The 18,029-nt window shown below is 58.9% G+C and carries 13 protein-coding genes and 1 tRNA gene; 1 reads left to right on the top strand and 13 read right to left on the bottom strand.

Going from position 1 to position 18,029, the window contains the following annotated elements; translation table 11 throughout:
• Positions 1-68 precede the first annotated feature (68 nt).
• The 6 genes from fusA to rpoB form a co-directional block, all read right to left on the bottom strand.
• Complete coding sequence (gene fusA, locus P0D70_RS34165; protein ID WP_091798348.1) at positions 69-2,171, bottom strand: elongation factor G; 2,103 nt, start codon at positions 2,169-2,171, stop codon at positions 69-71.
• A gap of 134 nt (positions 2,172-2,305) precedes the next feature.
• The gene (rpsG, locus tag P0D70_RS34160) at positions 2,306-2,776 is read right to left on the bottom strand and encodes a 30S ribosomal protein S7 (RefSeq protein WP_006053291.1); all 471 of its coding nucleotides are present in this window, start codon (positions 2,774-2,776) and stop codon (positions 2,306-2,308) included.
• Positions 2,777-2,967: 191 nt separating this feature from the next.
• Positions 2,968-3,348: a 30S ribosomal protein S12 gene (gene rpsL / locus P0D70_RS34155; protein ID WP_006998493.1), complete on the bottom strand. Its 381-nt coding sequence runs from the start codon at positions 3,346-3,348 to the stop codon at positions 2,968-2,970.
• Positions 3,349-3,570: 222 nt separating this feature from the next.
• Positions 3,571-5,418 carry a DNA helicase RecQ gene (gene recQ, locus P0D70_RS34150; protein WP_408187770.1) on the bottom strand — a complete coding sequence of 616 codons (1,848 nt, stop codon included), beginning with the start codon at positions 5,416-5,418 and terminating at the stop codon, positions 3,571-3,573.
• A gap of 217 nt (positions 5,419-5,635) precedes the next feature.
• The gene (gene rpoC, locus P0D70_RS34145) at positions 5,636-9,874 is read right to left on the bottom strand and encodes a DNA-directed RNA polymerase subunit beta' (RefSeq protein WP_091798343.1); all 4,239 of its coding nucleotides are present in this window, start codon (positions 9,872-9,874) and stop codon (positions 5,636-5,638) included.
• Between the two features lie 21 nt (positions 9,875-9,895).
• Positions 9,896-14,002, bottom strand: coding sequence for a DNA-directed RNA polymerase subunit beta (rpoB, locus tag P0D70_RS34140; RefSeq protein WP_408187769.1), 4,107 nt, complete (start codon positions 14,000-14,002; stop codon positions 9,896-9,898).
• A 124-nt stretch (positions 14,003-14,126) separates the two neighbouring features.
• Here rpoB and P0D70_RS34135 point away from each other — a divergent pair, with 124 nt between their 5' ends.
• Positions 14,127-14,297: a hypothetical protein gene (locus P0D70_RS34135; protein WP_408187768.1), complete on the top strand. Its 171-nt coding sequence runs from the start codon at positions 14,127-14,129 to the stop codon at positions 14,295-14,297.
• A gap of 75 nt (positions 14,298-14,372) precedes the next feature.
• On the opposite strand, the gene rplL is transcribed toward P0D70_RS34135, so the two are convergent.
• The 7 genes from rplL to P0D70_RS34100 form a co-directional block, all read right to left on the bottom strand.
• Complete coding sequence (rplL, locus tag P0D70_RS34130; protein WP_091798332.1) at positions 14,373-14,747, bottom strand: 50S ribosomal protein L7/L12; 375 nt, start codon at positions 14,745-14,747, stop codon at positions 14,373-14,375.
• 63 nt (positions 14,748-14,810) lie between these two features.
• Entirely contained in the window at positions 14,811-15,314 is a 504-nt protein-coding gene (gene rplJ / locus P0D70_RS34125) for a 50S ribosomal protein L10 (protein ID WP_008922978.1), read from the bottom strand.
• A 302-nt stretch (positions 15,315-15,616) separates the two neighbouring features.
• Entirely contained in the window at positions 15,617-16,315 is a 699-nt protein-coding gene (gene rplA / locus P0D70_RS34120) for a 50S ribosomal protein L1 (protein WP_007180145.1), read from the bottom strand.
• Positions 16,316-16,747, bottom strand: coding sequence for a 50S ribosomal protein L11 (rplK, locus tag P0D70_RS34115; RefSeq protein ID WP_007180146.1), 432 nt, complete (start codon positions 16,745-16,747; stop codon positions 16,316-16,318).
• A 165-nt stretch (positions 16,748-16,912) separates the two neighbouring features.
• Positions 16,913-17,470 carry a transcription termination/antitermination protein NusG gene (nusG, locus tag P0D70_RS34110; RefSeq protein ID WP_007180147.1) on the bottom strand — a complete coding sequence of 186 codons (558 nt, stop codon included), beginning with the start codon at positions 17,468-17,470 and terminating at the stop codon, positions 16,913-16,915.
• A gap of 1 nt (position 17,471) precedes the next feature.
• Positions 17,472-17,852 carry a preprotein translocase subunit SecE gene (gene secE / locus P0D70_RS34105; RefSeq protein WP_408187767.1) on the bottom strand — a complete coding sequence of 127 codons (381 nt, stop codon included), beginning with the start codon at positions 17,850-17,852 and terminating at the stop codon, positions 17,472-17,474.
• Positions 17,853-17,888: 36 nt separating this feature from the next.
• Positions 17,889-17,964: transfer RNA gene (locus tag P0D70_RS34100), tRNA-Trp, on the bottom strand.
• Positions 17,965-18,029 lie beyond the last annotated feature (65 nt).

The raw sequence follows: 18,029 nt of genomic DNA, 5'->3' as shown, positions 1-18,029 counted from the left end.
TTCGAATTTACCTTTAGCCATGTTTCTCTTCTTTCAAAAAGTTAATCGTTGAATGACTTGCCGCGCGATTACTTCGACTTCGCGTTGATGATCGCTTCGGACACGTTACGCGGTGCTTCGGAGTAGTGCTTGAACTCCATCGTGTACGTTGCACGACCTTGGGTCAGCGAACGCAGCGACGTCGAGTAGCCGAACATTTCCGACAGCGGGACTTCGGCGCGAACGATCTTGCCGCCGCCAACCATGTCGTCCATGCCCTGCACGATGCCGCGACGACCCGACAGGTCTCCCATCACGTTGCCCATGTAATCTTCAGGCGTTTCGACTTCCACAGCCATCATCGGTTCGAGGATGACCGGTTGAGCCTTGCGCATTGCTTCCTTGAACGCCATCGAGCCGGCCATGCGGAACGCATTTTCGTTCGAGTCAACGTCGTGGTACGAACCGAACGTCAGGTGAACCTTGACGTCGACGACCGGGAAGCCTGCCAGCACGCCTGCCTTCAGCGTTTCCTGGATACCCTTGTCCACCGCCGGGATGTATTCGCGCGGAATCACACCGCCCTTGATCTCGTCGAGGAACTCGTAGCCCTTGCCTTGCTCATTCGGCTCGAGCGTGATGACCGCGTGACCATACTGGCCGCGACCACCCGACTGCTTGACGAACTTGCCGTCAACGTCTTCCGCCTTACCGCGAATCGTTTCGCGGTAAGCAACTTGCGGCTTGCCGACAGTCGCTTCCACGCCGAATTCGCGCTTCATACGGTCAACCAGAATTTCCAGGTGGAGCTCGCCCATGCCCGAAATAATGGTTTGGCCCGATTCTTCGTCCGTTTGAACGCGGAACGACGGATCTTCTTGTGCCAGACGGTTCAGCGCCAGACCCATCTTTTCCTGGTCAGGCTTCGTCTTCGGCTCAACAGCCTGCGAAATCACCGGCTCCGGGAAAATCATGCGTTCGAGCACGATCGGGCTTTGCGGATCGCACAGCGTGTCGCCGGTCGTCGCGTCTTTCAGGCCGACTGCTGCTGCGATGTCGCCTGCGCGGACTTCCTTGATTTCTTCGCGCTGGTTCGCGTGCATCTGCAGAATACGACCCAGACGTTCCTTCTTGTCTTTGGTCGCGTTCAGCACGGTGTCGCCGGAATTCACGACGCCCGAGTACACGCGGAAGAAGATCAGCTGGCCGACGAACGGGTCGGTCATGATCTTGAATGCCAGTGCCGAGAACTTTTCGTCGTCGGCAGCGCGGCGCTCGCCCTTTTCACCGTTTTCCAGCTCGCCGGTAACCGGCGGGATGTCGATCGGCGACGGCAGGAAGTCGAGCACGGCGTCCAGCATGCGTTGCACGCCCTTGTTCTTGAACGCGGTGCCGCACAGCATCGGCTGGATTTCGCAAGCGATCGTACGGTCGCGCAAGCCCTTGATGATTTCCGCTTCAGAGAGCTCGCCCTCTTCCAGGTACTTGTTCATCAATTCTTCGCTCGATTCGGCAGCCGCTTCGACCATCTTCTCGCGCCATTCCGTGCACGAATCAGCCAGTTCCGCCGGAATTTCTTCGTACGAGAACTTCGTGCCTTGGGACGCTTCGTCCCAAATGATCGCCTTCATCTTCAGCAGATCGACGACACCCGTGAAGTTTTCTTCAGCGCCGATAGGCACCACGACCGGAACCGGGTTTGCCTTCAAACGCAGCTTGAGCTGGTCGTAAACCTTGAAGAAGTTCGCGCCGGTACGGTCCATCTTGTTGATGAACGCGAGACGGGGAACCTTGTACTTGTTAGCCTGACGCCACACGGTTTCCGACTGGGGCTGAACGCCACCCACAGCACAGTAAACCATGCACGCGCCGTCGAGCACGCGCATCGAGCGCTCAACTTCAATCGTGAAGTCGACGTGGCCCGGGGTGTCGATGATGTTGATGCGGTGCTCAGCGCGGTCGCCGGCCATGCCTTTCCAGAACGCCGTGGTAGCAGCGGACGTGATCGTGATGCCGCGTTCCTGCTCCTGCTCCATCCAGTCCATGGTGGCAGCGCCGTCGTGAACTTCACCAATCTTATGGTTCACGCCGGTGTAGAACAGGATGCGCTCGGTCGTCGTCGTTTTGCCGGCGTCGATGTGAGCGCTAATACCGATGTTACGGTAGCGCTCGATAGGTGTCTTGCGAGCCACTTTGATCCTCTATTGGGATGACGCGATGCGAGAAAATACCCATCGCGCTGTAACACAAACGGGCGAGGCGCTTTGTAAGCGCACCCGCCCGGAATTTCTTTCCGTTTTTTCTGCTAATCCCGGGTTCGGGAAGCTTAGAAACGGAAGTGCGAGAACGCCTTGTTGGCTTCTGCCATCCGGTGAACTTCGTCGCGCTTCTTCATTGCGCCGCCACGGCCTTCGGCCGCTTCGGAGAGTTCACCTGCCAGACGCAGGGCCATCGACTTCTCGCTGCGCTTCTTCGCGGCTTCACGCAGCCAACGCATCGCCAATGCCATACGACGCGACGGGCGCACTTCGACCGGAACCTGATAGTTCGCACCACCAACGCGGCGGCTCTTCACTTCGACCACCGGCTTGACGTTGTTGAGCGCTACCGTGAACACTTCCAGCGGGTCCTTGCCACCCTTGGTCTGGATCTGTTCGAAAGCGCCGTACACGATACGCTCGGCAACCGACTTCTTGCCGGAGAGCATCAGCACGTTCATGAACTTAGCTACATCAACGTTACCGAACTTCGGATCCGGCAACACTTCCCGCTTGGGGACTTCGCGACGACGCGGCATGTTTCTTCCTTTAACTTTTCAGTTGGAGCTATTTTTAGCCCCGCGGCCACCAACTAACCCGATTCATCTCTGACGACTTACCAGCCTGGTCGGGTGACCACTTACTCGACAGCACCGGCGATTCCGGCACCACCGCTATTACCGCCTATGCAGGCGACCTGAAACTACTGACCGGCTAATTACTTGCCAGCTTATTTACCAGCTTTTGCACGCTTCGCACCGTACTTCGAGCGAGCCTGCTTACGATCCTTGACGCCCTGGGTATCCAGCGAGCCGCGAACCATGTGGTAACGCACACCCGGCAAGTCCTTCACACGGCCGCCGCGAATCAGCACGACCGAGTGTTCCTGCAGGTTGTGGCCTTCACCACCGATGTACGAAATGACTTCGAAGCCGTTCGTCAGACGAACCTTGGCAACCTTACGCAGTGCCGAGTTAGGCTTCTTAGGCGTCGTGGTGTACACACGGGTGCACACGCCGCGACGCTGGGGGCAGTCCTGCAAAGCCGGGCTCTTGCTCTTCGTCGTTTCCGACGCGCGGCCTTTGCGAACCAGTTGATTGATGGTTGGCATTGTTTATTCCTGAAATTGAACAAAATCGACGCATCTGTTTCCGGGCAAAGCAGAAACGATTGCGCATCGAACTTCCGGACCCGTCCGCCAGCGCATGATTTGACTTCGCGCGCAGGCATTCCAAGAACCGGAACCTAGCATAATATTCCGAAATTACTAAGGGAGTCAACAGGTTGCGATGTTTCGCCCCCCTGCGGAGCTGCCCAGGCGCTCGCTGAGCGCTCAGTCAGCGGCAACGACTTCTAGCAACTCGTCGCCGAAACGGTCGAGTTTGCGCGCACCCATACCCGGAATGCCGCGCAAATCTTCGATGGAATCGGGGCCGTTACGGGCGATTTCAGCCAAAGTCGCGTCGTGGAAGATCACGTACGCCGGCACGCCGTCGCTCTTCGCCGTTTCGGTGCGCCACGCACGCAGCCGTTCCCAGCGCGCACGTTCGCGCGGGCCCATGCCGATTGTCGGGTCGGCGCGCTCACTGGTGCGCCCGGACGATGGACGGGTACGCGTCGGCTTGACGTAACGGCGCATCGTGACGTTCTGCTCGCCCTTGAGCACCGGTTTGCTTGCCTCGGTTAGAACCAGCGAGCCGAATCCCTCGTGGTCGACGGTCAGATAGCCGAACGCGACAAGCTGGCGAAACACCGCGCGCCACTCCGGTTCGCCGAGCGCCGAACCGATACCGTACGTGGTCAGCTTCTCGTGACCTCGCTGAAGGATTTTTTCGCTGCTGTTGCCGCGCAGAATATCGATCAGATGGCCGGCGCCGAAATGAAAACCGCTCGCCCGCTGAGCACGGAACACGCACGACAATGCCATCTGCGCTTCGCGCGTCGCATCCCATGTGGCCGGTGGCTCAAGGCAGTTGTCACAGTTGCCGCACGGCTTGCTCGACTCGCCGAAATACGCGAGAAGTCGCACTCGCCGGCATGTCGCCGCTTCGCACAGACCGAGCAGCGCGTCCAGCTTGCCTGTTTGCACGCGCTTGTGTGCGTCGTCGGCGTCGGATTCGTCGATCATTTTGCGCTGCTGGACGACGTCGCCGAGACCGTAGGCCATCCATGCGTTCGCCGGCATGCCGTCGCGTCCCGCGCGGCCGGTTTCCTGGTAGTAGCCTTCGACGCTCTTCGGCAAGTCCAGGTGAGCCACGAAGCGCACGTCCGGCTTATCGATGCCCATGCCGAACGCGATCGTCGCGCACATCACGATTCCCTCTTCACGCTGAAACATCTCCTGATGCTTCTGGCGGATTTCAAACTCCATGCCGGCGTGATACGGCAGCGCGCGCATCCCTTTTTCTTTCAACCACTCCGCAGTCTCTTCGACTTTGCGACGCGAGAGGCAATAGACGACGCCGGCGTCAGTCGTGCCGTCCGGCTTCGAATGCTCCGCGCGGATGAAGTCGAGCAACTGGGTACGCGCGTTGTCTTTTTCGACGATGCGATAACGGATGTTCGGCCGGTCGAAGCTCGACACGAAAATACGTGCGTCATCCAGGGCGAGGCGGTGGATGATCTCGTCCCGCGTGATGGCATCCGCCGTCGCCGTGAGTGCGATTCGCGGCACGTCAGGAAACCGCTCGTGCAACACCGACAACTGGATGTATTCCGGCCGGAAATCGTGCCCCCATTGCGACACGCAATGCGCTTCGTCGATGGCGAACAACCCGATGCGCGTACGCTCCAGTAGCTCCTGGAAACGGGGCGTCATCAAACGCTCCGGCGCCACGTAAAGCAGGTCGATCTCACCGTCGCGCAACGCGCGCTCAGTCGCCATCGCCTCTGCGCTCGACAGCGTCGAATTCAGATACGCCGCCCGCACACCCACTTCCGTAAGCGCGGCCACCTGATCCTGCATCAGCGCGATCAGCGGAGAAACGACGATGCCGGTTCCGAACCCGCCTTCACGGCGCACCAGCGACGGAATCTGATAGCAGAGCGACTTGCCGCCGCCCGTCGGCATCAGCACGAGACAGTCGCCGCCGCCGGCGACGTGCTCGACAATTTCGCCCTGCTGTCCTCTGAACGCGGGGTAACCGAAGACTTCGTTGAGGATTTCGAGCGGACGGGACATGAATTTGAGAGAAGCAGCGTGATGCCGGTGACACGAATTTTACCAACGCATTCGTGCTGCGCCCGCGCTTTACTGCAACGTTAGCCATTCGGGCTAACAAAGCATGGGCAAGCGCACAAAAAGAAAGCGCATAAAAAAAGCCGCTCAGTCGAAACTGAGCGGCTTCGCTGGCTAGAGCTCCAAGCGGCTTGCACCGCCTGGACCTACTGACCTGAGCTTACTCGCCTGAGTGCTGCTGTTCGGCGGCCGGGGTTTCCGGCGTACCGAATTCGAACGACTCTTCCGCTGCGATCTGATCGAAACGCTCGCGGTCGGACAGTTCCTTGCTCTTACGTGCCTTGTGGAACGCGAGACCCGTACCGGCCGGAATCAGACGGCCGACGATCACGTTTTCCTTCAGACCACGCAGGTCGTCGCGCTTGCCCATGATCGCCGCTTCGGTCAGCACGCGGGTCGTTTCCTGGAACGACGCCGCCGAGATGAACGAATCGGTCGACAACGAGGCCTTCGTGATACCGAGCAGCACGTTTTCGTACGTTGCCGGACGCTTGTCTTCCGCGATCATACGGTCGTTCTCATCGAGCATATCCGACCGCTCGACCTGTTCTCCCGGGATGAAACGCGTATCGCCGTTGTCCGTAATCTGCACGCGGCGCAGCATCTGACGAACAATCACTTCAATGTGCTTGTCGTTGATCTTCACGCCTTGCAGACGGTACACGTCCTGCACTTCGTCCACGATGTAACGCGACAGCGCTTCGATACCTTGCAGACGCAAGATGTCGTGCGGATCGGCAGGACCGTCGACAATCATTTCGCCCTTGTTGACGACCTGACCATCGTGCACCAGAACCTGCTTTTCCTTCGCGATCAGGAACTCGTGCTGATTGCCTTCGAGGTCCGTGATAACGAGACGCTGCTTGCCCTTCGTGTCCTTACCGAACGACGTCGTACCCGTGACTTCCGCCAGGATACCCGCGTCCTTAGGCGAACGTGCTTCGAACAGTTCAGCCACACGCGGCAGACCACCGGTAATGTCACGCGTCTTCTGCGATTCAACCGGGATACGTGCCAGCACTTCACCGACCTGCACTTGCTGACCATCCTTCACGGTGATCAGAGCGCCGACCTGGAAGCCGATCTGCACCGAGTGCTCGGTGTTCGGGATCTTGACTTCTTCGCCGTTCGCGTCGAGCAGCTTGACCTGCGGACGCACCGTCTTCGAAGCTTGCGAACCACGACGCTTCACGTCGATCACGACCAGCGTGGACAGACCCGTCACATCGTCGATCTGCTTGGCAACCGTCACGCCTTCTTCGACGTTTTCGAACTTCACCGTACCGCCCCACTCGGTGATGATCGGACGCGTCATCGGATCCCACGTTGCCAGTTGCGTGCCGGCCTTGATCTGCGCGCCGTCCAGTTGCAACAGCGTCGCGCCGTACGGCACCTTGTGACGTTCGCGCTCGCGACCGTGGTCGTCGGTGATCATGGCTTCGCCCGAACGCGAGATGACGATCTGCTCGCCCTTCGCGTTGGTGACGTAACGCATGGTTGCCGTGAAACGCACCGTACCGTTCGACTTCGCTTCAACCGACGAAGCAACCGCCGCACGCGATGCCGCACCACCGATGTGGAACGTACGCATCGTGAGCTGCGTGCCCGGTTCGCCGATCGACTGCGCAGCGATCACGCCAACTGCTTCGCCGACGTTGACCGACGAGCCGCGGCCCAGGTCGCGGCCGTAGCAGGCTGCGCACAGACCGTAACGCGTTTCGCAAGTCAGCGGCGTACGCACGCGCACTTCGTCGATGCCGAGGCGTTCGATTTCTTCGACCGCGTCTTCGTCGAGCAGCGTGCCCGTTTCGTACAGCGTTTCCTGCGATTCCGGATTGACGACGTCAGCCACCGTCACGCGACCGAGAATACGGTCGCGCAGCGCTTCGACGACTTCACCGCCTTCGACCAACGCCTTCATGGCGACGCCGTTGGACGTACCGCAATCGTCCTCGACCACCACCAGATCCTGCGTCACGTCGACCAGACGACGCGTCAGGTAACCCGAGTTTGCCGTCTTCAGTGCCGTATCAGCCAGACCCTTACGTGCGCCGTGGGTCGAGATGAAGTACTGCAACACGTTCAGGCCTTCACGGAAGTTCGCCGTAATCGGCGTCTCGATGATCGAGCCGTCCGGCTTCGCCATCAGGCCACGCATACCGGCCAGCTGACGAATCTGAACCGCGGAACCACGAGCACCCGAGTCCGCCATCATGTAAATCGAGTTGAACGATTCCTGACGCGTTTCGTTGCCGTCGCGATCCGTGACCGGCTCCGTCGACAGCTGTTCCATCATCGCCTTGCCGACCGCTTCCGACGTTGCCGACCAGATGTCGACCACGTTGTTGTAGCGCTCTTGCGACGTGACGAGACCCGACATGTACTGACGGTCGTATTCCTTCACCTTCTTCGCGGCGTCGCCGACGATGGTTTCCTTCTGCGGCGGCACGAGCATGTCGTCGACGCAGATCGAGATACCAGCGCGCGTTGCCAGACGGAAACCCGACTGCATCAACTGGTCGGCGAAAATCACCGTTTCACGCAGACCGCACTTGCGGAACGCGGTGTTGATGAGGCGCGAGATTTCCTTCTTCTTCAGCGGCTTGTTGAGCACCGAGAACGGCAGGCCCGGCGGAAGAATTTCCGACAGGATTGCACGGCCGACGGTGGTCGGGTAAAGCGTGATCTTCGGCACGAACGCCGGCGCACCTTCCGACTTGTCTTCGTTGTGGACCATTTCGGTGATCCGCACGTTGACGCGCGAGGCGAGCTCGACTTCCTTGTTCTCGTAGGCACGCAGCGCTTCCGAAACGCCGGTGAACGTCAGGCCTTCGCCCTTAGCATTCACGGCTTCACGGGTCGCGTAGTACAAACCGAGCACGATATCCTGCGACGGCACGATCGACGGATCGCCGTTGGCCGGGAACAGGACGTTGTTCGACGCCAGCATCAGCGTGCGCGCTTCCATCTGCGCTTCCAGCGACAGCGGCACGTGAACAGCCATCTGGTCACCGTCGAAGTCGGCGTTGAACGCCGCGCAAACGAGCGGGTGCAGCTGGATTGCCTTACCTTCGATCAGCACCGGCTCGAAAGCCTGAATGCCAAGACGGTGCAGCGTCGGCGCACGGTTCAGCATGACCGGATGTTCGCGAATGACTTCTTCGAGAATGTCCCACACCACCGGCGTCTGGTTCTCGACTTCCTTCTTCGCAGCCTTGATGGTGGTAGCGACACCCATCACTTCGAGCTTGTTGAAGATGAACGGCTTGAACAGTTCGAGCGCCATCAGCTTCGGCAGACCGCACTGATGCAGCTTGAGCGTCGGGCCGACCACGATCACCGAACGGCCCGAGTAGTCAACGCGCTTACCGAGCAAGTTCTGACGGAAACGACCGCCCTTACCCTTGATCATGTCAGCGAGCGACTTCAACGGACGCTTGTTCGCGCCGGTCATGGCCTTACCGCGACGACCGTTGTCGAGCAGCGAATCGACGGCTTCCTGCAGCATCCGCTTTTCGTTGCGGACGATGATTTCAGGCGCCTTCAGTTCGAGCAGACGCTTCAACCGGTTGTTACGGTTGATCACGCGGCGATACAGGTCGTTCAGGTCCGACGTCGCGAAACGGCCGCCGTCCAGCGGCACCAACGGACGCAGTTCCGGCGGCAGCACCGGCAGCACTTCGAGCACCATCCAGTCAGGCTTGATGCCCGAACGCTGGAAAGCCTCGAGCACCTTCAGGCGCTTCGCGTACTTCTTGATCTTCGCTTCCGAACCCGTGTTCTTGAGTTCGGTGCGCAGCATCTCGACCTGTTCGTCGATGTTGATCGCGCGCAGCAGTTCGCGCACGCCTTCCGCGCCCATCTCGGCACGGAATTCGTCACCGTATTCTTCGACCTTGTTGTAGTAATCCTCTTCGGTCATGATCTGCCGCGCTTTCAGCGGCGTCATGCCCGGATCGATCACCACATATGCTTCGAAATACAGCACGCGTTCGATGTCGCGCAGCGTCATGTCGAGCACCATGCCCAGACGCGACGGCAGCGACTTCAAAAACCAGATGTGCGCAACCGGCGAGGCCAGTTCGATGTGGCCCATGCGTTCGCGACGCACTTTCGCCAGCGTCACTTCAACGCCGCACTTCTCGCAGATCACGCCACGATGCTTCAGGCGCTTGTACTTGCCGCAAAGGCATTCGTAGTCTTTGATCGGCCCGAAGATCTTCGCGCAGAACAAACCATCGCGTTCCGGCTTGAACGTCCGGTAGTTGATGGTTTCCGGCTTCTTCACTTCACCGAACGACCACGAACGGATCTTGTCCGGCGAAGCCAGACCGATCTTGATCGCGTCAAAAACTTCAGGCTGTTGGACTTGCTTGAATAGATCGAGCAGAGCTTTCATTGCTTTCTCTCCGTAGTCCGATTAGTTGCGGTCGAGGTCGATATCGATACCGAGCGAGCGGATTTCCTTCACCAACACGTTGAAGGATTCCGGCATGCCGGCGTCGATCACGTGATCGCCCTTGACCAGGTTTTCATAAACCTTGGTCCGGCCTGTCACGTCGTCCGACTTCACCGTCAGCATTTCCTGCAGCACGTACGATGCGCCGTACGCTTCGAGCGCCCACACTTCCATTTCACCGAAACGCTGGCCACCGAATTGCGCCTTACCGCCCAACGGCTGCTGCGTCACGAGCGAGTACGGGCCCGTGGAACGCGCGTGCATCTTGTCGTCGACCAAGTGGTGCAGCTTCAGGTAGTGCATGTAGCCGACCGTCACCGTACGTTCGAACATTTCGCCCGTGCGGCCGTCGTACAGACGCACCTGGTTCTTCGACGGCGTCATGCCGAGGTTCTTCGCGATGTCGTCCGGGAATGCCAGATCCAGCGCGCGCGACATTTCTTCTTCCGTCGCACCGTCGAACACCGGCGTAGCGAACGGCACGCCTTCGCGCAGGTTCTTCGCCAGTTCGACGATCTCGTCGTCCGTGAAGCTGTCCAGCTCTTCGGCGCGGCCCGACTCGTTGTAGATCTTGGTCAGGAATTCGCGCAGTTCTTCGATCTTCGCCTGACGCTGCAGCATTTCGCCGATACGCCAGCCGAGACCCTTCGCGGCCCAACCCAGATGCACTTCGAGAACCTGACCCACGTTCATCCGCGACGGCACGCCGAGCGGGTTCAGAACGACGTCAGCCGGACGCCCGTCGGCCATGTACGGCATGTCTTCGATCGGAACGATCTTCGACACCACACCCTTGTTACCGTGACGGCCGGCCATCTTGTCGCCAGGCTGCAGGCGGCGCTTGACTGCCAGATACACCTTGACCATCTTCAACACGCCCGGCGGCAATTCGTCGCCTTGCGTGAGCTTCTTGCGCTTTTCTTCGAACGCCAGATCGAACTGGTGACGCTTCTGTTCGATCGAGTCCTTGATCGCTTCGAGCTGTGCCGCTGCCTCTTCGTCCGCGAGGCGGATGTCGAACCAATGGTAGTGATCCAGATCTTCCAGGTAAGCCTGTTCGATCTTCGTGCCCTTCGCGAGCTTCTTCGGACCGCCGTTCGCGACCTTGCCGGTCAGCATACGTGCGAGACGCTGGAACGCGTCGCCTTCCACGATACGCAGCTGGTCGTTCAGGTCGAGGCGATAGCGCTTCAGTTCATCGTCGATGATCTGTTGCGCGCGCTTGTCGCGCTGAATGCCTTCACGCGTGAACACTTGAACGTCGATCACGGTGCCGCTCATGCCCGATGGCACGCGCAGCGACGTGTCCTTCACGTCCGAAGCCTTTTCACCGAAGATCGCGCGCAGCAGCTTTTCTTCCGGCGTCAGCTGGGTTTCGCCCTTCGGCGTGACCTTGCCGACCAGCACGTCGCCTGCTTCGACTTCTGCGCCGATGTAGACGATGCCCGACTCATCGAGACGGCCGAGTTGCACTTCAGCCAGGTTCGAGATGTCGCGCGTGATTTCTTCCGGTCCGAGCTTCGTATCGCGAGCTACGACGTTCAGTTCTTCAATGTGGATCGACGTGTAACGGTCGTCGGCAACCACCTTCTCCGAGATCAAAATCGAGTCTTCGAAGTTGTAGCCGTTCCACGGCATGAACGCGACCAGCATGTTCTGGCCGAGAGCCAGTTCGCCGAGGTCGGTCGATGCACCGTCAGCCAGCACGTCGCCACGCGACACGATGTCGCCGACCTTCACGATCGGGCGCTGGTTGATGTTCGTGTTCTGGTTCGAACGCGTGTACTTGATCAGGTTGTAGATGTCCACGCCGGTTTCGCCAGCAGCGGCTTCATCGTCGTTCACGCGAATCACCATACGGCCTGCGTCGACGTAATCGACCACACCGCCGCGGAATGCCTGAACCGTCGTACCCGAGTCGACTGCCACCGTGCGCTCGATACCCGTACCGACCACGGCCTTTTCAGGACGCAGACACGGGACAGCCTGACGCTGCATGTTCGAACCCATCAATGCGCGGTTCGCGTCATCGTGCTCGAGGAACGGAATCAGCGATGCTGCCACCGACACGATCTGCGACGGCGCCACGTCCATGTACTGGATGCGGTCCGGCGTGACCATCAGCGTTTCGCCTGCTTCACGCGACGACACCAGTTCGTCGGTCAGCGAGCCGTCTTCCGCCACGGCCGCGTTCGCCTGAGCGATCACGTAACGGCCTTCTTCGATCGCCGACAGGTAATCGATTTGATCCGTCACCTTGCTGTCCACGACCTTGCGATACGGCGTTTCGAGGAAGCCGTATTCGTTCAGGTGCGCGTACAGAGCGAGCGAGTTGATCAGGCCGATGTTCGGACCTTCCGGCGTTTCAATCGGGCACACGCGACCGTAGTGAGTCGGGTGCACGTCGCGGACTTCAAAGCCAGCGCGCTCACGCGTCAAACCGCCCGGACCAAGTGCCGAAACACGGCGCTTGTGGGTGATTTCCGACAGCGGGTTCGTTTGGTCCATGAACTGCGACAGCTGCGACGAACCGAAGAACTCGCGAATCGCCGACGAAATCGGCTTCGAGTTGATCAGGTCGTGCGGCATCAGGTTTTCGCTTTCGGCTTGACCGAGGCGTTCCTTCACAGCACGTTCGACACGCACGAGACCTGCGCGGAACTGGTTTTCCGCCAGTTCGCCGACGCAACGCACACGACGATTGCCCAAGTGGTCGATGTCGTCCACTTCGCCCTTGCCGTTACGCAGCTCGACCAGGATCTTGATCGTGGCGAGGATGTCGTCGTCTTGCAGCGTCATCGGTCCGACGATTTCGTCGCGGCCGACACGGCGATTGAACTTCATACGACCCACCTTCGAGAGGTCGTATGCGTCTTCGCTATAGAACAGACGGTTGAACAGCGCCTCGACCGCTTCTTCGGTCGGCGGTTCGCCCGGACGCATCATGCGGTAGATCGCGATGCGCGCGGCCATCTTGTCCGCGGTTTCGTCGATACGCAGCGTCGACGAGATGTACGGACCTTGATCCAGATCGTTCGTGTAGAGCGTCTGGATGTCTTTGATCTTCGACTCGCGCAGCTTCTCGAGCACGGTTTCCGTGATTTCGTCGTTCGCGTTAGCGATGACTTCACCCGTGTCGCCGTCGACGACGTTCTTCGCCAGCACGCGGCCGAGCAAATAGTCTTCCGGAACCGAGATGAACTTGGTCTTGGCGTTGTCGAGGTCGCGAATGTGCTTCGCGTTGATCCGCTTGTCCTTCTGGACGATCACGTTGCCATCACGGTCCGTGATGTCGAAACGCGCGACTTCACCACGCAGACGCTCCGGCACGAATTCCATCTGCGCGCCTTCCGGCATCAGCGTGAAATTGTCGAACACGAAGAAGTTTGCGAGGATCTGTTCCGGCGTGAGGCCGATTGCCTTCAGCAGGATCGTGACCGGCATCTTGCGGCGACGGTCGACGCGGAAGTACAGCACGTCCTTCGGGTCGAACTCGAAATCGAGCCACGAACCGCGGTAAGGAATGATACGTGCCGAGAACAGGAGCTTGCCCGAGCTGTGCGTCTTACCCTTGTCGTGCTCGAAGAACACGCCCGGCGAACGGTGCAACTGCGAAACGATCACACGTTCCGTGCCGTTGATGACGAACGAACCCGTCGGCGTCATGAGCGGAATTTCGCCCATGTACACTTCCTGTTCTTTCACTTCCTTCACGACCGGTTTGCTCGGCGATTCCTTGTCGAGCAGCACGAGACGCACTTTCGCGCGCAGGGCCGAACAGTACGTCAAACCGCGCTGCTGACATTCCTTGATGTTGAATGCCGGCGGCGACAGCATGTAGCTGACGAACTCTAGACGAGCGAACCCGTTATGCGAAACAATTGGGAAAACGGAGGTAAACGCAGCTTGCAGGCCTTCCGGCTTGCGTTGCGTCGACGACGTGTCTGCTTGCAGAAACGTGCTGAATGATTCAAGCTGGGTAGCCAGCAGGAAAGGTACTTGGTGAACGATGGGGCGCTTCGCAAAACTCTTGCGAATGCGCTTCTTCTCGGTGAAGGAATATTGCATACGATCTCCGAATCACGGCGGGCATTGTTGTCGAGGCAGGATACCTTGATGAGACAACCCGAGTGTTCACCGACTGAGACCCGATGGCCGTCCGATGGCTTGAACGAGCCTAGAAGCTTGGTGGTTGGCCGCTACCAACCGCTGGCTGACGGCAGCGGATGCCTATGTTGCCCGCTACCCGACCAAACTTGCCTTCTGCAGTCGCTTCAGAAGACAAAGAGAATCGCCGGTCAATGTTGCCGAATGGCGATTTTCTTTGGCTTCTGGGGCTTCAGTTTTTGCCGAAATTAGCTGACAAAAACGTGGTCCCCACAAAGCACAAAAAGGCCGGCGGTGGAAAACCGCCAGCCTTCGCACAGCGCGCTGAAACTTACTTGATTTCAGCCTTCGCGCCGGCTTCTTCCAGCTTCTTCTTGGCTTCTTCAGCAGCAGCCTTCGGTACCGATTCCTTAACAGGCTTCGGTGCACCGTCGACCAGGTCCTTCGCTTCCTTCAGGCCGAGACCCGTCAGTTCACGAACAGCCTTAATGACCGAAACCTTGTTCGCGCCGACTTCCGTCAGGTTGACCGTGAATTCGGTTTGCTCTTCAGCAGCAGCAGCAGCGCCGCCGCCTGCCGGGCCTGCCACTGCAACAGCAGCTGCCGACACGCCAAACTTTTCTTCGAACGCCTTAACCAGCTCGTTCAGTTCCAGAACCGACATCGAGCCTACGGCTTCGAGGATGTCTTCTTTTGCGATTGCCATTTGAAATACTCCTAAATTGAATTCGGATACAGCCAGCGATCAATCACGCTCGACTGAAGTGCATTACGCAGCGGTTTCTTCGCCTTGTTTCTTTTCTGCCAGCGCGGCCAAAGCGCGCGCAAAGCCGGAAACAGGTGCTTGCATAACGTACAACAGCTTGGAGAGCAGTTCTTCGCGGCTCGGGATGTTCGCCAGCGCTTGCACGCCAGCCTTGTCCATCACCTTGCCTTCGTAGGAACCAGCCTTGATGACCAACTTGTCATTGCTCTTGCTGAAGTCATTGACGACCTTAGCAGCAGCAATCGCATCTTCCGAGATGCCGTAGATCAGGGGGCCAGTCATCTGCTCTGCCAGCGGAGCAAACGGGGTACCTTCAACAGCGCGACGCGCCAGCGTGTTTTTCAACACACGAAGGTAAACCTGTTGCTCACGCGCTTTCGCGCGCAGCTTGGTCAGATCGCCAACCGCGATTCCACGATACTCAGCCAGAACCACGGTCTGGGCTTTCGCGACTTGCGCGGCAACCTCAGCGACGACGGCCTGCTTGCTTTCTTTGTTAAGTGGCACGGTTAACCTCCAGATTCGATACACGTAGCGTGCGCCTTGTGTACCGCGTTCAATAACGGCGTCCGACCAGTCAGGAGTATTTCAACCGCCCAACATTCGCATTGCTGCGGACATCGACCGGCTTCATCACTACAAAACCTTTTCGGGTTCGCCATCTGCGTTGGCTTTACATTAAGGACCCGCCTACATGCTGCGTGCCCGCCAACGGTCTTTGACAACCGGTCGCTCAATGCAGACTGCCACTTTGCGACCGCCCAAAGCCCATAAAACCGCCTCGACTCTCGCCGAGGCGATGAATTCTATTACTGCGCTGCGATCGATGCCTGATCGACGCGAACGCCGACGCCCATCGTGCTCGACAGTGCAACCTTGCGCAGATAAACACCCTTGCTCGTTGCCGGCTTCGCTTTTTGGAGCGCGTCGACGAGAGCGTTCAGGTTGCTACGCAGAGCCGTCGGCTCGAAGGAAGCACGGCCGATCGTGGCATGGATGATACCGGCCTTGTCGACACGGAATTGCACCTGACCAGCCTTGGCGTTCTTCACCGCAGTCGCGACGTCCGGCGTAACCGTACCGACCTTCGGGTTCGGCATCAGGCCGCGCGGGCCGAGGATCTGACCGAGCGTACCGACAACGCGCATCGTGTCCGGCGAAGCGATCACGATGTCGAAGTCCAGCTTGCCGGCCTTGACTTGTTCGGCCAGGTCTTCCATACCGACGACTTCAGCGCCAGCCGCACGAGCCTGTTCAGCCTTTTCGCCTTGTGCGAAAACGGCGACACGGACCGACTTACCGGTACCAGCCGGCAGAACGACCGAACCACGAACCACTTGGTCCGACTTCTTCGCGTCGATGCCGAGTTGCACTGCGACGTCGATCGACTCGTCGAACTTCGCGCTTGCGCATTCCTTCACGAGTGACAGAGCTTCGTCAATCGCGTAGAGCTTTTGACGATCAACCTTGGCTGCAAATGCTTGCAGACGCTTTGAAAGCTTAGCCATTTACACGCCCTCCACGGTGATGCCCATCGAGCGGGCGCTACCAGCGATCGTACGAACCGCTGCGTCCAGATCAGCTGCCGTCAGATCGGGCATCTTGGTCTTGGCGATGTCTTCAGCTTGAGCGCGGGTGATCTTGCCGACCTTGTCGGTATGCGGCTTGCTCGAACCCTTGTCGATCTTCGCTGCCTTCTTGATCAGAACCGTTGCCGGCGGCGTCTTCAGAACGAACGTGAAGCTCTTGTCCGCGAACGCGGTGATCACGACCGGAATCGGAAGACCCGGTTCCAGTGCCTGGGTCTGCGCGTTGAACGCCTTGCAGAACTCCATGATGTTCAGGCCGCGTTGACCCAGTGCCGGACCGACCGGCGGCGACGGATTGGCTTTACCTGCAGGAATCTGCAGCTTGATAAAGCCGATGATTTTCTTTGCCATGTTGAAAACCTCTTTGGAACACCACATGGGCACATGCGGTTGTTCAGTGAGTAGTAGCGCGTGTTCCCCGGAAAATCGGATACTGACGCTCCTCAACGGCCATTACGCGGACCGTAAGCGCGAAATACGGAGCGCACCGACTGGTGCGCTCCGTAGAATTCTGGATTACAGCTTTTCGACTTGGCCGAATTCCAGCTCGACCGGCGTAGCGCGGCCGAAGATTGTAACGGAAACACGGACGCGCGACTTTTCGTAATTCACTTCTTCGACGCTACCGTTGAAGTCCGTGAACGGACCGTCCTTCACTCGCACCATTTCGCCGACTTCGAACAGGGTCTTCGGACGTGGCTTCTCCACGCCCTCCTGCATCTGCGACATGATCTTCTCGACTTCGCGCGGAGAGATCGGACTCGGGCGATTACGCGCACCACCTACGAAACCCGTCACCTTCGCCGTATTTTTCACGAGGTGCCACGTCTCGTCGGTCATTTCCATCTCGACTAACACGTAGCCCGGAAAGAAACGACGCTCGGTCACCGATTTGTGACCACCTTTTACCTCGACCACTTCTTCAGTCGGAACGAGGATTTGACCAAACTGGTCTTGCATGCCGGCACGTTCGATACGCTCCTGAAGCGCACGCTGCACGCTCTTCTCCATACCGGAGTAGGCGTGCACGACGTACCAACGCTTGCCGCTCGGGGATGCCGGAGTATCACTCATATCATTTCCAACCCAGAATCACCGAGAAAATCGCCCATTCAATGGATTTGTCGCTAACCCAGAGAAAGATCGCCATGACGAACACGAAGCCGAACACTACGAGCGTTGTCTGGGTAGCCTCTTTGCGGGTAGGCCAAACAACCTTACGGACTTCCTTATACGAGTCTTTGGCGAAAGCGATGAAACCCTTGCCAGGCGCGGAGAGAAGACCGACTGCAACACCCGCGATCGCACCTACAGCCAAGGCGGCTCCGCGGACGTACCATTCCTGGCCACCAAGCCAGAAGAACCCCACGAACCCGGCCAAGACTAACAATACGCCCGCGACGAGCATCAGCTTATCGCCGGATGTATTTACAGTTTCGACGGAAGGATTCGCCATAACACCTTAACGAAGCGCCACATAAGGCGCGAGAGTTGGCAGGGGCAGAGGGAATCGAACCCCCAACCTTCGGTTTTGGAGACCGACGCTCTGCCAGTTGAGCTATACCCCTAAACCATTTTGGGGTTGACGACACCGCCAACCCCGAAACTACCGATCAACGAGAACTGTCTGGCG

Origin of the sequence: Paraburkholderia sp. RL17-381-BIF-C (genome assembly GCF_046026435.1) — a bacterium.
GTDB lineage: Bacteria > Pseudomonadota > Gammaproteobacteria > Burkholderiales > Burkholderiaceae > Paraburkholderia.
Note: the sequence above shows the minus strand (reverse complement) of the source record. Positions and strands in the feature narration are given on the sequence as shown.